Here is a 15,595-nt window from a genome sequence, read left to right as displayed (position 1 = left end):
AAAAGTATTTTTTTTTAAGCTTACTAAAAATAGATTTAATAAAATTTTACTTTTTTTACACTTCTTTTACACTCTACGGTGCACTGTATTCATAAAATGACTGTAGGTTTGCCAGGATAAAATCAACAAATATGGCAAAAGTATTTACGTCAAATGGAACTTGGAATAATGGTGTTTTCATTATCCGCATAGCTGTAGCTTTTTATATATTCAAACATTCTCTAGAATTATTTGATATACAAATACTCATTAAATTTCTAACGGAAATAAATTTTCCTTTTCCGGTTTTTTCTGCATATACTGCCAAAATCATTGAGTTTGTAGGCGCAATATTACTAGCCGTCGGTCTATTTACTAAATTTATTACACCACTATTAATTACCGTCATGGTTGGTGTTATTTATACTATGAGTGGGGGTGATATTTTTAATGGAGAACTGCCTTTTTTATTTGCACTACATTTCGCTTTATTCTTTTTTATTGGACCAGGAAAATGGAGTTTAGATTATTTACTATTTGACAAATAAAACAACAAAAAATCATACTATTTTTTAAAGACGAATTGAAAATAAATAAGGTATTTATGAAAATAAAAAACAAACTCCTGAAATGTATAATCCTACTAACTGCATTCAATAATCAACTTTTTGCACAACATACCATTAACAAAAAAATCCTCTGGACCACAGATTGGAGTTCTGATGGGAAATTCATAGCTGTTGGTGGAAACTTAGACACTTTGAAAATTTATAGCGAAAAGAATTTAAAATCATACAAATCATTTCCAATAAAAAATACAATAACTCGCATAAAATGGCATCCATCAAAAAACATTATTGCGGTTGCAACACAACTATCAGAAGACAAATCAAGCATTATAAATTTGGATACCAATGAAAGAATTAAACTGAACGGAATTTCACCCGATGGAGCACGAGGAATTGATTGGAATTACACAGGCGAATATTTAGCAGTTGCTGACAATGACGGACAAATATTGATTTATGATATAAAAGGTAATTTAATAAGGCGTTTTAAAAATGAAAACAGTAAAGGCATTACTGCGGTTGACTGGCATCCCAAAAAGAATATATTAGTAACTGTTTCAGACAAAATACGGTTATATGATATTGAAGGAAATTTGTTAAAATCAATTAAACACAGAACAGAAGAAGTGATGTTATTGAGCGTTGCCTGGCACAAATCGGGCTCTTTTTTTATTACAGACGACTACGGTGACAGACAAGATAAATCATTACTTCAATATTGGAATGAACAAGCTGAACTTTTAAGGTCAATTGATATTAGCAAAGGTGAATACAGAAATATAACTTGGAATCCAAAAGGAAACAGATTGGCAACAGCAAGTGATGCATTAAGAATTTTCGACACCAAAGGAAAACTTATTTCAGAAGGAAACTCTAAAGATTATTTATGGGGCGTTTCCTGGAACAAGCAAGGAGACCGAATTATTACATCAAGTATGGAGCAAAATATAATAATTTGGAATAATAAAGCCGAAAAAATATCATCAATAGAATAAGGAATACCATTAACACATATTTTAAGCAATTTATTAATTTGGCGAAATTTTTGGCTTTAATTATATTTCGGTTTAGCCGAAATACTCGTTTTCATAACTTATAAACGAAAAGACATTCATAATTTAATTGGCTTTGCCTCAATGATTCCTGCAAACAACTCCAACAAAAAGTTCGAATTCTGCAACATCAGGGGCGTAAAAACAAAAAACTATTTCGAGATAAAATAGTTTTTTTCGTGTCTTTTTTAACCGTCAAGTAAGCTTTATTCAATAAAAAAAGGTAGAATACACAAAATGTCGTTTATCTTTTTTTTGTGTATTCACATCTATTTCAACGCATTAATTTAACCTTAAATTAAACTTTACAGAAGAGAAGGTATTTTAAAAATAACTTCTTATATTTGCACCCGCGTTCAAGGAAAGAATATGACTCGATAGCTCAGTTGGTAGAGCACATCACTTTTAATGATGGGGTCCTGGGTTCGAGCCCCAGTCGGGTCACAAAATTTGTGATTTAACAAAACACTTTCCTTGATAGCAATGACTCGATAGCTCAGTTGGTAGAGCACATCACTTTTAATGATGGGGTCCTGGGTTCGAGCCCCAGTCGGGTCACAAAAAAGGTCAAGTATTAATTTACTTGACCTTTTTTTATTTTTAGGCGACGTAAAGAAACCGTAGTTTCACAATCTTAAGAAGCATTTCGTGATGGTCTGTGAGTTCAAATCCCACCGTGATCAGCAAAAAAAGGTAGAAAAAATCTTCTTTGTACCCTTTTTTTTTTCAAACACTCTTAACTCAATGTTCTTCGCTCGAAAACAAAAAATTGACTCCAACCTGAACTGCAGTTCCACCAAATCTATTTTCGACAGCAAAGTTTTGTGTAATCCTGCCCATTAAACCTATTTTCTTTGGTACAATCCAGTACGAACCATATCCGCCAATACCTGCAATTTGATCCGTTAAGAAACCGCCATTAGTTCCTTTATCATCTCCAACTTGTTTTGTATAATGACTAAAAAAACCAACCTCATCTCCTCTATTATTCAAACCATACGATCCTCCAAAATCAATTGTCAAATGGCTTCCTTCTTTAAAATCAATATCTTTCTGCCATTGATTGATTTCCATTGTAGCCGCCAAACTAATACTTAATTTAGCAATTGGCTTTACTCTGGCTGCCAATCGTATGTCATGAGACCAATAACCCAAACCTCCATTATCCAGTCCGTGAGGTTCATACTTACCCGTTGGAGCCCAAACACCATAATTCAAGGCATAAGTCCATTTATCTTTTTTCCACGAAAGCCAAACTGGCTGAATATATAAGTCTCCAAAGCCAATTGTTTTATTAGTAAAAACATAAGTTCCGGAACCGGTTTGACTAGAATAATAATCCAATGCTATATTTGCCGTTGGGCTATTTATCATCGGAATCATCATCATTCCCCAGTCAGCACCAAGTATTTTACCTTTTCCTCCATAAATTGCCATCAAGATAAAAGAATCTGTTTTCACATTTTGCGAAATACTAAGCGAAGTTGGGTTTCCGGGTGCAGGATTGATCAATTGATCTGATTTATGACCTGAACCATTATAATAATTCATATCGGCATATCCGTACCAAACAGGTATAATCCAGCCCGGATGCGGAGCAAAGTAATCGTTTGGATTAAATGCTGAACCCGTGTAGTGACCTTGAGAAAAAACCAAACCCTGAATAAAGAAGCTTAGTAATAAAATTATTTTTTTCATATCGCTTTTAAAGAAATTTTTAATTTTCAGAGATTCGAAAACCTCTTTTATTTAGTAGTAATAAGAAATTTCGCGACAGCTTCATAAGCCGGCAAAGAATAAGGATCATTTGCACCGTTACTCGCAACCGGATTGGATGCAAAGCGTACAATAACCATATCTGCTTTCGGATCTATGTAAATAACCTGTCCGTGAACACCACGCGCGCAAAATGCTCCATGATCATTATTTGTTATCCACCACATATCTCTATAACTCCAGCCTTTTAAAAGAGGATAACCTCCTTTAGCAAATGCTTCTTTACTTCCCCCTTTTCTTATATCATCGATCGCCGATTTAGGAATAATTTGCTCAGCACCAGCTTTACCATCATTTAGAATTAATTGACCAAAACGTGCCAAATCTCTCAAACCAAGGCTTAGACCACCACCGGCAAAAGGCGTTCCGATTCCATCAACCAAATAATAACCATCTTGTTCTGTTCCTAGTTTTCTCCATATTTTTTCAGATAAAACCTCTGCTACCGTTTTTCCAGTAACTTTGGCAATAATCCATCCCATAACATCTGAGTTAACCGTTTTATATCCAAAAGCTTCACCATGAACTCCTTTTTTCTTAACCGTTGGAAGATATTCATAATACGTTTTGGGGCCATCAAAATCTTTTGGTTTTGGCAACGGGTTACCAGCCGCAGAGAACTTCCATATATCAGCATTAGGATCTGCATAGTCTTCGCTAAATTGTAAAGAAGTCGTCATATCCAACACCTGCCTTACTGTAGCATCACCAAATGCCGAGTTTTTAAGCTCCGGAACATAGTGAGATACCAGTTTTTCAGGATCGATTAGCCCTTCCTTAACCAGCATAATACCAAGCGTTCCCGTAAATGATTTTGTAACAGACATTGCGGCGTGCTGCCCATCAACAGTCAACGCGCCAAAGTATTTTTCATATACAATTTTTCCGCGATGCATAACAATCACACCATCGGCATATACTTTTTGCAGAGATTCAGCCCATGTAATTGCTTTTGTTTCCCCCAGAGGTACAAATTTGACTTTATCAATACCATTATTAATACTTGATGATAATGGTTTAGAAGCTTCAAGTCCGCGGGACACATTTAAACTAGGTGCAAATTGACGCATATGAGCAACACTCCAACGAAGACCGGGAAACTGAAAAAAACTTCCATCCTCAAAACGAAGAATTCGATCTTCTGGCGGCGGTGAACCTTTCATCCAGCCCATTTTTATCGGATCACTTTGTTCTGCATCTAAATACTTTGTTTTTTCCTGAGCAATCGTAGTATTATCAGATAGTAAAACCAATCCAAAAAATAACACTTGCGAATAAAAATAGACCTGTTTCATATTAAATTAATTTACATTAATGCCGAATAAAAATTCAATTTGGGGTTGAATATATTTTCATACTAAAACAAATAGTCTTGAAGAGAATATTAGAACTACGCTAAGTTAATGACTTAATTTCGAAAGTAACCTTTTTATTACAAATATAATTTTTAGAAAATAATCGTTATTTCACAAAAGAAGTTTCCCTACAAAACAAAACTTTACTAAATTCGTTTCAGATTTAAACAACCTACTAACCTAATCCCAAATTGGTTTATGAAAAAATTATTATTACTATCATTTCTTATCATCACTTGCTCTACTTGGGCACAATCTGCAACTGGCTATTTTGACAAAGCCATGAAAAAGGCCGAAGCCGGAAACACGAAAGGTGCAATAGCCGATTATACAAAAGCCATAAGCATGAATTCTAAATTTGTGGAAGCTTATCAAAATCGCGGAGTTGCCAAACTAAAACTAAACGATCTAAAAGGTGCTCTTGCCGATTTTAGCAAAACAATCGATTTAGATACTATGAACGCAGACGCTTTTACAGGAAGAGCTAATGTAAACTACAAATTACAAAACTATCAGGGAGCAATAGATGACTGTACAGCTTCTCTTGGTCTAAATCCAAAAGATTATATTGCTTACAATCTAAGAGCATTAGCGTATAACAAAATAGGCGATAAGAAAAATGCCTGCAAAGATTTCTCTAAAGCAATTGAATTAGGTAGCCAGAGCGCCATTAAAAACAAAGCTACTTTTTGTAAATAGTAAAAAACGACAAGCAATAAATACAAAAGCAATCTGTAAAAGTGATATTTTACAGATTGCTTTTTTCGTTCCAATAGTATCATAACTTCATTTAAAAGATATCCTTACATTTGTTTTATAAACCAAATTTAATGGCACTTTTAAGAAAAATAAACCATAACGCGCAAACCGATAAAAACTCAGGTTTTGGAACCAATGCAAATAGTTACGGAGGTCGATTTGTAAATAAAAACGGAACTCCTAATATCGAGAAAAGAGGAATGCATTTGCTACGCCGCATCAGTTGGTATCATACTATGATTGATATGCCAAACTGGAAGTTCATGACGATCTTGTTTACTTTTTATATTGTAATCAATTTTGTTTTTGCAATTGCCTATTACGCAATCGGAATTGAACATCTTGACGGAATCGAACAATCACAAAGTGTCCTAACGCAATTTGGACAAGCCTACTTTTTTAGCGCACAGACCTTTACAACTGTTGGTTACGGACACATTAGTCCAACTGGTTTTTTGACTAGTGCACTTTCATCTGCCGAAGCTTTAATTGGTTTATTGAGTTTTGCCATTGCAACGGGTTTATTTTTTGGAAGATTCAGTAAACCAACAGCCTTTTTAAAGTTTTCTCATCACGCATTGATTTCGCCTTATGGAGAAAACAAAGCACTGATGATTCGCCTTGCTCCTTTTAAAAACACCAATTTTACCGATGCTAAAGCCAAAGTCACATTAGGAATGAGCGTGGAAGAAAATGGATTCAAAACCAATAAATTCTACAGCTTAGATTTGGAATTAGATCGAATAAATGCACTTTCTTTAAGCTGGACATTAGTACATCCTATAACAGAAAATAGTCCTTTATATAATTTTACCGAAGAAGACTTCAGAAAAATACATGGAGAAATACTGGTTTTCATTACCACTTTTGATGATATGTTCAGCAATACAGTGGCCGCAAGAACATCGTACACTTTTGATGAAGTAATTTACGGCGCAAAATTCGAAACCATGTACAACAGAAGTAAAGACAACTCAAAAACGATCTTGCATTTAGACAAATTAAACAGTTACGAATCGGTAAGTCTCTAGTAATCTATCATTTTAATCAAGTTTTAAACGTTTTTTCATATTTTGTTCTATTTTTGTTTACCAAATAGCCAATAATGATCAACAACATTAAAACTGTTTTCAGCATAAAAGATCTTGAAAACTTATCAGGGATAAAAGCGCACACAATACGGATCTGGGAAAAAAGATACAACATCTTAGAACCAATGCGAACGGATACTAACATTAGACTTTATAATTTACAAAATCTACAAAAGCTTTTAAACATAACATTACTTCATGAATACGGGTATAAAATTTCTAAAATTGCTACCTATTCTGAAGAAAAAATTCCACAATTAGTACGCGAAATTATTTCAAAGAAAAACTCTCAGAATTATGCCATTACTTCGTTCAAGATGGCAATGATGAATTTTGATCAGGAAATATTTTTCAACACTTTTGATTGGCTGATTTCAGAAAAATCGTTTAAAGAAGTTTTCAAAGACCATTTTCTTCCTTTATTGAAAGAATTAGGTCTACTATGGCAATCCGAGACCATTACTCCTGCAAATGAACATTTCATGAGTCATTTAATCAAACAAAAAATATTAATTTATACAGAGAATCTTCAAATTCAAAAACCTACCAAAACCAATAGGGTTTTTGTACTCTCATTGCCCTTAAATGAAATTCATAATATTGGATTGCTGTATTTGCAATATGAGATTTTATTAAAAGGATACAAAACTATTTATTTAGGAGAAAGTATGCCTATTGAAAACTTGCAGGATTTAACCAAGCATTTTGAGAACATTACTTTTGTTTCTTTTATGACCATTCAACCTGATCGTAGTGTAATCAACCAATACGTAAAATCAATGGGACAAAAATTGCTTCAAAAAAACAATGAGATTTGGTTAATGGGTAATATGACAGAGTATATTGACGACATAAATTTACCTGAACGAATAAAGATTTTTGACTCAATGGAAGAAACAATTAGCATGTTATAATTTTTGTTTAAAGTTTTTGTATATTTGTTAAACAAATGAAAAAAACGATAGCAATAATAGGATCAGGCTTTTCTGCTTTAGCCGCTGCATGTTACTTGGCACAACAAGGAAACAAGGTGACCGTTTACGAAAAAAATGAAACTATAGGCGGTCGCGCCAGACAGTTCAAAAAAGACGGATTTACCTTTGATATGGGACCAAGTTGGTACTGGATGCCCGATGTTTTTGAACGTTTTTTTCAGGATTTCGACAAAAGAACTGCTGATTATTATGAGCTTGTAAAGCTAAATCCGGCGTATCGTGTTTATTTTGGAGTCGATGATTTCATCAATATTTATGATAATTTAGAAGAAATAAAAAGCACTTTTGAAAACATTGAGAAAGGAAGCGGCAACCAACTGGAAGCTTTCATTAAACAAGCCAAAAGCAATTATGATATTGCGATTAAAGACTTGGTGTATCGTCCCGGAGTTTCTCCGCTCGAATTAATCACACGCGAAACAATCTTAAAACTAGATCAGTTTTGCGGTACTGTCAGCAATGATATTCGCAAAAAATTTAAAAACGAAAAACTGATTCAGATTCTCGAATTTCCTGTTTTGTTTCTAGGAGCAAAACCTACTAAAACACCGTCTTTTTATAATTTTATGAATTATGCCGATTTTGGATTAGGCACCTGGCATCCTAAAACCGGAATGTTTGATGTGGTTCGCGGTATCCAAAATCTCGCTTTAGAACTTGGAGTTTCAATTGAAACTAATGCTCCGGTAACAAAAATAATTGTAGAAGATAAAATTGCAACCGGAATTATAATTGACGGAAAACCAATAAAAGCTGATATCGTTTTAAGTGGTGCTGATTATCATCATACCGAAACTTTATTAGAAAAAGAAAACCGAGTATATTCTTCCAACTATTGGGAAAGCCGCGTTTTCGCCCCTTCATCGCTCTTGTTTTTCGTTGGCTTTAACAAAAAGATAGAGAACATTACACATCACGCATTATTTTTTGATGTCGATTTCAATCAGCATGCAGCTGATATATACGACAATCCAAAATGGCCTGACGCACCTTTATTTTATGCCAATTTTCCATCAAAAACAGATGAAACTGCCGCGCCGGCCGGAATGGAAAGCGGATTTTTCCTCATTCCGTTAGCTCCCGGAATAAATGACAGCGAAGAACTTCGAGAGGAATATTTCGAAAAAATCATTTCCCGTTTCGAAAAGCTTACGAATCAAAAAATTAAAAATAATATTATCTTTAAAAGATCATTTTGCAAACAAGACTTTGTAACCGATTATAATGCGTACAAAGGAAACGCCTACGGAATGGCAAATACCTTGTTGCAAACCGCTTTTTTAAGACCAAAACTAAAGAGTAAAAAAGTTCGTAACTTATATTTTACGGGACAATTAACCGTTCCCGGTCCAGGTGTTCCACCTGCTTTAATTTCAGGAAAATTAGTAGCTGAGTTAATTCAGAAATCTTTTAGATCTTAAAAAATGAAATCACTATTCGACTCCGTTTCTTTCAAATGTAGTAAGTTGATAACACAAAACTACAGTACTTCTTTTGCCTTAGCCGTCAAAATGTTGTCACCAAGCATTCGTGACGCTATTTACAGTGTTTACGGTTTTGTACGTTTTGCAGACGAAATTGTCGATTCGTTTCATGATTACAATAAGGAAAACCTCATCAATGATTTCGAGAAAGAATATTACAAAGCCATAGAAATGGGAATCAGCCTCAACCCTATTCTTAACTCATTTCAGCATACGGTTAAACAATATAATATAACTGATGATCTTGTTCAGGCTTTTTTAAAAAGTATGAAACTTGATCTCATCAAATCAAACTACAACACTCAAACCGAATATGAAGATTATATTTACGGTTCTGCCGATGTTGTGGGTTTAATGTGTTTGAAAGTTTTTGTTAAAGGAAACAATCAAAAATACGAGCAGCTTAAAAATGAAGCCATGCGATTAGGATCGGCTTTTCAAAAAGTCAATTTCTTAAGAGATCTAAAAGATGATAATTTGGTTTTAAACCGTAACTATTTTCCAGGTGTCGATTTAAACTCTTTTGATGAAAATGCAAAATCGGCAATTATAAAAGAAATCGAGGACGATTTTAGAGTTGCCTATCAAGGAATTATAAAACTGCCTATAGAAGCCCAATTTGGCGTTTACACGGCTTACATATATTACAAAAAACTGCTGCAAAAACTAAAAAACACACCGTATTACGAAATTGGTAATTCCAGAATCAGAGTTTCTAATTATACTAAAGCCGGGCTTTTAGCACAATCATTTGTAACTTATAAACTGAAGCTTGTGTAATTTTTATGTCATTTCGACGAAGGAGAAATCACACTCGTTGATCGACAAAAATTGATGCTTTTCTTTACGGAGTTTCTATTGCGATTTCTCCTTCGTCGAAATGACAAGAACATATAATAATTATAACAATTCAAAACATACAAAATGATTTCTTTTTTAATCTTTTTAAGCGTTTTTCTGTTCATGGAATGTGTCACTTGGCTTACACACAAGTACATAATGCACGGCCTTATGTGGTATTTTCACGAAGATCACCATCAACCTAAATACGAGGACACTTTTGAACGCAACGATATTTTCTTTGTCATTTTTGCCATTCCAAGTATTATTCTTTTCTATTATGGTGTCGAAGGCGGATTCAACTATCTGTTTTTTATTGCTTGCGGAGTTACCACGTATGGCGCATGTTACTTTTTAATTCACGATGTATTAATTCATCAGCGTTTTAAATGGTTTAAAAACACAAAAAACAAATACTTAATTGGCCTACGAAAAGCACATAAAATACACCACAAACATTTAGGCAAAGAACACGGAGAATGTTTCGGAATGTTATTCGTTCCTTTTAAATATTACAAAATGTAAAAGAATTTGGGCGTTCCCTTCGGTCGGGTCTTCCGTTCCCGCTTTTTTGCAGCAGAAAAAAATCTGCCACAAAAAGAGCTCCACTACAACCCCTAACGCAAACGTATTTCGAGAACATTCGTAATAATTGATTTTTATGAAAGTATATAAATTAGAAACAGTACAGCATATAAATTCCAATATCGAAGAATGTTGGAACTTTTTTTCGAGTCCAAAAAACCTTCAAATCATAACGCCTGACAATATGAATTTTGAAATTCAGGATTTCGATGGCAAACGTATGTATCCCGGACAAGTAATTACGTATACTTTAAAACCTCTCTTGGGAATCAAAATCAACTGGATGACTATTATTACTGTTGTACAAGAGAACGAATATTTTGTAGACGAGCAACGTTTCGGTCCTTACACATTATGGCATCACAAACACTATTTTGAGTCAACAGAAAGTGGTACAAAAATGACCGATGTTGTACATTATGCTTTACCGTTTGGGTATTTAGGTCAACTCGCGAATAAGATAATGGTGAAAAATAAACTAAAATCCATTTTTGAATATCGCTATAAAAAAATTGAAGAAACATTTAATTCTTCAAAAAGCAACAAAGATTTCTCCAATTAGTCCAGAATAATTAAACACATAGAAACATAGTTTTTATATAAATAAAAAAGAATTATGAAAGAAAACACGTTTTCTACACATAACCTAACTATGTGCTTTTTAATAAGTGAAACGCCTATTTAAATTTACAAGATCTATGTTTCTATGTGTTTAAAATCTTTCCAATTATAGTAATAAAATAACTTCCACAAAACGGATTTTAATACAATGACAAAACAAAAAGCAACCTTTTTCTGGTTTCGACGTGATTTACGTCTCGATGATAATATTGGATTATTCAATGCCTTGCAATCTGATTTTCCCGTTATTCCATTATTTATTTTTGATGAAGACATCTTAGAAAATCTCCCAAAAAATGATGCGAGAGTTAGTTTTATTTACGATTCACTTCAAAAAATAAACACTGAATTATCTGTAATTGATTCTACTGTTTTAATTAAAAAAGGAAAAACAATTGACGTTTGGAAATCTCTTTTAGAAGAATACGACATTCAACAAATCTTCTTTAATAAAGATTATGAACCGTTTGCGATTCAGCGTGATTTATCAATTTCTTCTTTATTAAAACAAAACAATATCGAAGTGCTTTCATTTAAAGATCATGTTGTTTTTGAAGAAAAAGAAATCACAAAAGCCGACGGACTTCCTTATACCGTTTATACTCCTTATAAGAACAAGTGGATTGAGAAATACCACTTATCAGGACAAGCTGCGGAATACGACACTAAACCGTACTTTTCTAATTTTGCTAAAAACGAGTTCAAGTTTCCAGAATTAAATGAAATTGGTTTTGAGAAAAGTTCTATAAAAGTTCTGCCTCATAACTTAACTCAAATTTCGAATTACAAAGAAACACGAGATTTCCCGGCTCTAGACAGCACTTCATATCTTTCTCCACATTTGCGTTTTGGAACTGTTAGTATTCGGAAATTAGTAAATTGGGCAAACCATAAAAATCAAACTTTTTTAAGTGAATTAATCTGGAGGGAATTCTTTATTCAGATTCTATTTAATTTCCCTAATTGTGTTAATCACAATTTCAAATCAGCTTACGACGGAATTCAATGGAGAAATAACGAAGACGATTTTAAACGCTGGTGTTCCGGAACAACAGGTTACCCAATGGTCGACGCCGGAATGCGACAACTCAATGAAACCGGTTATATGCACAATCGAGTTCGTATGGTTGTGGCGAGCTTTTTATGCAAACATTTATTGATAAACTGGCAATGGGGCGAAGCTTATTTTGCCGAAAAATTATTGGATTTTGAATTGGCCTCAAACGTAGGAAACTGGCAATGGGCAGCTGGAACAGGTTGTGACGCCGCGCCCTATTTTAGAGTTTTTAATCCCGAAATTCAGCAGAAAAAATTTGACGAAAAAGGAATCTACATTCGTAAATGGATTCCTGAGTTTGATTTAGGTTATAATGAACCAATGGTCGATCACGCTTTTGCAAGAGATCGTGCTATTGCAACTTATAAAGCAGGAATTTTGAAGTAGTTCTCTTCGTTTCAGGTTTACTTTGTTTCAGGTTCAGGTTACGTAACTTGAAACCTGAAACTAAATATTTAATACTTCTTAAAATTCTCTACTACAATCTTCGCTTTTAAATCGAACATTAAGTTGTACAAGCCAAAGAAGGTCCTATTCATATAAATAAAATGTTTTGAACCACGATTCCCGTTCATTTTTTTAAGATTCGTATCATTAGAGAAACGCTCTCCTAATTTGGCAATGTTTTCGAAAAAAGTTTCATCGGCAAAATCAAAAGTTTCATCTTGAAATGGTTTCGTGAAAAGTGATAATAAATCATGAAACATTTCAGTAAAATATTCAACTTCAGAAGGTGAATCATCAGGACGAAGAATTTCTAATTCGAACAACTTCTGATTAAAAAGTGTCGGATCTGTGATTACATTTTTATTAATTAATTCGAAATACGGAATATAAAAATCATCTGGAATTTGTTTCATACAGCCAAAATCCAACGCAATTAATTGGTTTTGATCATCAACTAGAAAATTTCCCGGATGCGGATCAGCGTGAACTTTTTTCAAAACATGAATCTGATACATGTAAAAATCCCAAAGAGCCTGACCAATTTTATCACCAACTTCTTGATTCGTATTTAAAGCTGTAAATTCAGAAAGGTGAATTCCTGTCATCCAATCCATTGTAATAATTTTCTCTGATGAAAATTCAGGATAATAACTCGGGAATAATATATTTTCGATTTTACCACAGGCAGCAACAACTTCCTGACTTTGTTTTAATTCTAATAAATAATTGGTTTCTTCAATGAGCTTGTCTTCTACTTCTTTAAAATATTTATCAGAATCTTTTCCTTGCAGATTAAACATTCTGATCGCGATGGGTTTCACCAAAGCTAAATCTGACGAAATACTGTTGGCAACGCCAGGATATTGAATTTTAACAGCTAGTTTTTTACCGTCTTTCTTAGCCAAATGAACCTGACCAATACTTGCCGCATTTACTGAATTTGCATTGAATTCATCAAAGATTTCATAAGGTGTTTTACCAAAATTGGTTTTGAAAGTTTTTAAAACCAAAGGCGCAGAAAGTGGTGGAACTGAAAACTGTGACAACGAAAATTTTTCCACATAAGCCTGTGGCAAAAAATTCTTGTCCATACTCAACATTTGAGCTACTTTTAGTGCACTTCCTTTTAGACTTTTTAATCCGTCATAAATATCTTCTGCATTATTTTCATTCAGTTTATCGCGGGTCAAATCCGGATTCACTATTTTTTCAGCATAATGCTTCACATAATTCACTCCTATTTTTGCACCGGTCTGGACTAATTTACTGGCTCTTTCAATTTTTGACGTTGGTATATAATCGATCGTTTTCATTGTTTGCTGTATATTTTTTCTTTAAACAGAAATTTTCCAAAATCTATCAAATGATTCATTGGCGCAACATTCATTAATTCAAAAGAAGCGTTGACTGATTTTTCGATAAAAATATCTGTTTTCTCAAAAGCGGCTGAAGAATCATCCAACCAGAATTTTATGGTCATCATTAATTGCAGCCAAGCAGATTCCTTAAGGGCTTTTTCCTGAAATTTTTGAAATTTTTCTTGTTCAAGTCTATAATCATCGGTCAGGATTTCAGCAACGTATTCTTTAAATCCTTCACGCAGCGAAGTCAATTGTACTAAATTTTTTATTGGATTTTTGTCAAGTTTTAATGCTTGCAAAACGTAACTTCTGTTGGCGGTTAAAATTTCAAAAAATGTAAAGTAAAAACTCAACATTTTGTTCTTCATATCATATTCGGCATAATCATTATTCTTATGCAATAAATCAATTGTATTGACAAAAAACAGTCTAAAAATCTCTTTTTCTAAACCTTCTAATGTTCCAAAAAAAGTATAAAACTCAGCTTCTGTAAAATCATTTTCTTTGGCAAAATGATAAACCGACTTTGGTTTTTGTCCTTTTTCTAAAACTTCATCCATATATTTTGAAACGATTTCATCTCTTGTAATAGTCTTTTTTTTAGTTGCCATTTCATTAAAATTTAGAATTTGCCTTAAAGGTAAGCAATGTTTAAGTACCTTTACTTTGCCTTAAACAAAATGCACTGTTAAATATATTATAAACTATCATGGCAAAAAATGTTTTATTAACCGGAGGCACTGGATTCATAGGCAAGCATTTAACCAATGTACTTATTGATAATGGTTTTACGGTATCTGTTTTAAGCCGTTCTGCCAGAGAAAACACTCCTTTGATTACTTATTATAAGTGGAATTTAAAAAGTAATTATATCAATGAAAATGCAATTCTAAAAGCTGATTACATCATTCATTTGGCGGGCGAAGGAATTGTCGAAAAAAGATGGTCCAAAAGACGCAAAAGGATTCTTCTGGAAAGCCGTACAAAACCTATTGATCTTATTTTTTCTGTGTTAGAGAAAAACGAAAAAACTTTAGATGCTTTTGTATCTGCTTCGGCAATTGGAATTTATGGCGCTATTACAAGCCATAAAATATGCACTGAAAATACGCCTCCCGCAAATGATTTTTTAGGCACTACTTGTCAGGAATGGGAAAATAGTGTCGATAAATTAAATACTTTGGGTATTCGAACTGCAAAAATTAGAACTGGAATTGTTTTTGGAAAAGACCAAGGTTTTCTTAAAAAAATTGTTCCCAGTTTTAAAGCTGGTTTTGGTGCAGTTTTAGGAACCGGGAAACAATATTTACCTTGGATTCATGTTGAAGATTTATGTCAAATTTATGTCAAAGCAATTGTAGACGAACGATTAGAAGGTCCGTATAATGCTTGTGTTACGGATAATACAACAAACTCAAGATTCTCCAGAACGCTGTCGAATTTGTTCGGATATGCCATTTGGCTTCCTAAAGTACCATCGTTTGTTTTAAAAATTGTTTTAGGCGAAATGAGTGAAGCCGTTTTAAAAGGACAAAGGGTTTCATCTGAAAAAATACAAAAAACAGGCTTTGAATTTCAATTTACTGATTTAGAAAAAGTACTTGTCAGCTGTCTGAATTAATTT

Annotated in this window: 15 protein-coding genes and 2 tRNA genes; 13 read left to right on the top strand and 4 right to left on the bottom strand. The window is 33.5% G+C overall.

Annotated elements, in window-relative coordinates:
* The first annotated feature begins 131 nt into the window (after nt 1-131).
* From ACHRVZ_RS15290 to ACHRVZ_RS15275, 4 genes are all read left to right on the top strand, one after another.
* Nucleotides 132-527, top strand: a complete 396-nt coding sequence (locus ACHRVZ_RS15290) for a DoxX family protein (protein WP_395423532.1) — start codon at nt 132-134, stop codon at nt 525-527.
* Nucleotides 528-583: 56 nt separating this feature from the next.
* The gene (locus tag ACHRVZ_RS15285; protein WP_395423530.1) at nt 584-1,543 is read left to right on the top strand and encodes a WD40 repeat domain-containing protein; all 960 of its coding nucleotides are present in this window, start codon (nt 584-586) and stop codon (nt 1,541-1,543) included.
* A 428-nt stretch (nt 1,544-1,971) separates the two neighbouring features.
* Nucleotides 1,972-2,044, top strand: a tRNA-Lys gene (locus tag ACHRVZ_RS15280).
* A 41-nt stretch (nt 2,045-2,085) separates the two neighbouring features.
* Nucleotides 2,086-2,158, top strand: a tRNA-Lys gene (locus ACHRVZ_RS15275).
* Nucleotides 2,159-2,341: 183 nt separating this feature from the next.
* Here the strand turns inward: ACHRVZ_RS15275 and ACHRVZ_RS15270 are convergent.
* Together ACHRVZ_RS15270 and ACHRVZ_RS15265 are read right to left on the bottom strand one after the other, a co-directional pair.
* A complete protein-coding gene (locus ACHRVZ_RS15270) occupies nt 2,342-3,298 on the bottom strand; it encodes a transporter (RefSeq protein ID WP_395423528.1) in 957 nt (318 codons plus the stop codon).
* Between the two features lie 47 nt (nt 3,299-3,345).
* Entirely contained in the window at nt 3,346-4,671 is a 1,326-nt protein-coding gene (locus ACHRVZ_RS15265) for a serine hydrolase domain-containing protein (protein WP_395423525.1), read from the bottom strand.
* Between the two features lie 258 nt (nt 4,672-4,929).
* Between ACHRVZ_RS15265 and ACHRVZ_RS15260 the strand changes: the two genes are divergently transcribed.
* The 8 genes from ACHRVZ_RS15260 to ACHRVZ_RS15225 all read left to right on the top strand — a co-directional run bounded on the left by ACHRVZ_RS15260 (nt 4,930) and on the right by ACHRVZ_RS15225 (nt 12,550).
* Nucleotides 4,930-5,430 (top strand): tetratricopeptide repeat protein, encoded by a 501-nt coding sequence (locus ACHRVZ_RS15260; RefSeq protein WP_395423522.1) that lies wholly within the window; start codon nt 4,930-4,932, stop codon nt 5,428-5,430.
* A gap of 131 nt (nt 5,431-5,561) precedes the next feature.
* Nucleotides 5,562-6,521, top strand: coding sequence for an ion channel (locus ACHRVZ_RS15255; protein ID WP_395423519.1), 960 nt, complete (start codon nt 5,562-5,564; stop codon nt 6,519-6,521).
* A gap of 74 nt (nt 6,522-6,595) precedes the next feature.
* Nucleotides 6,596-7,495, top strand: a complete 900-nt coding sequence (locus ACHRVZ_RS15250) for a MerR family transcriptional regulator (RefSeq protein WP_395423517.1) — start codon at nt 6,596-6,598, stop codon at nt 7,493-7,495.
* A gap of 35 nt (nt 7,496-7,530) precedes the next feature.
* Entirely contained in the window at nt 7,531-8,997 is a 1,467-nt protein-coding gene (locus ACHRVZ_RS15245; RefSeq protein WP_395423514.1) for a phytoene desaturase family protein, read from the top strand.
* Nucleotides 8,998-9,000: 3 nt separating this feature from the next.
* Nucleotides 9,001-9,840, top strand: a complete 840-nt coding sequence (locus ACHRVZ_RS15240) for a phytoene/squalene synthase family protein (protein WP_395423512.1) — start codon at nt 9,001-9,003, stop codon at nt 9,838-9,840.
* Nucleotides 9,841-9,984: 144 nt separating this feature from the next.
* Nucleotides 9,985-10,425 (top strand): carotene hydroxylase, encoded by a 441-nt coding sequence (locus ACHRVZ_RS15235; RefSeq protein ID WP_395423509.1) that lies wholly within the window; start codon nt 9,985-9,987, stop codon nt 10,423-10,425.
* A 136-nt stretch (nt 10,426-10,561) separates the two neighbouring features.
* A complete protein-coding gene (locus tag ACHRVZ_RS15230) occupies nt 10,562-11,047 on the top strand; it encodes a hypothetical protein (protein ID WP_395423506.1) in 486 nt (161 codons plus the stop codon).
* A gap of 207 nt (nt 11,048-11,254) precedes the next feature.
* A complete protein-coding gene (locus ACHRVZ_RS15225; protein WP_395423504.1) occupies nt 11,255-12,550 on the top strand; it encodes a cryptochrome/photolyase family protein in 1,296 nt (431 codons plus the stop codon).
* A gap of 68 nt (nt 12,551-12,618) precedes the next feature.
* Here ACHRVZ_RS15225 and ACHRVZ_RS15220 read toward each other — a convergent pair whose 3' ends face one another.
* On the bottom strand, nt 12,619-13,923 hold the full coding sequence (locus ACHRVZ_RS15220) for an ABC1 kinase family protein (protein WP_395423501.1): 1,305 nt from the start codon (nt 13,921-13,923) through the stop codon (nt 12,619-12,621).
* Nucleotides 13,920-14,582, bottom strand: coding sequence for a TetR family transcriptional regulator C-terminal domain-containing protein (locus ACHRVZ_RS15215; RefSeq protein WP_395423498.1), 663 nt, complete (start codon nt 14,580-14,582; stop codon nt 13,920-13,922). Before ACHRVZ_RS15215 ends, ACHRVZ_RS15220 begins: the two co-directional genes overlap by 4 nt.
* A 98-nt stretch (nt 14,583-14,680) precedes the next feature.
* On the opposite strand from ACHRVZ_RS15215, the gene ACHRVZ_RS15210 reads away from it, so the two are divergent.
* Nucleotides 14,681-15,592 (top strand): TIGR01777 family oxidoreductase, encoded by a 912-nt coding sequence (locus ACHRVZ_RS15210; protein ID WP_395423496.1) that lies wholly within the window; start codon nt 14,681-14,683, stop codon nt 15,590-15,592.
* Nucleotides 15,593-15,595 lie beyond the last annotated feature (3 nt).

The organism is Flavobacterium sp. FlaQc-57 (assembly GCF_044007395.1).
Taxonomy (GTDB): Bacteria; Bacteroidota; Bacteroidia; order Flavobacteriales; family Flavobacteriaceae; genus Flavobacterium.
This window is presented reverse-complemented; position numbering and strand designations above follow the sequence as displayed.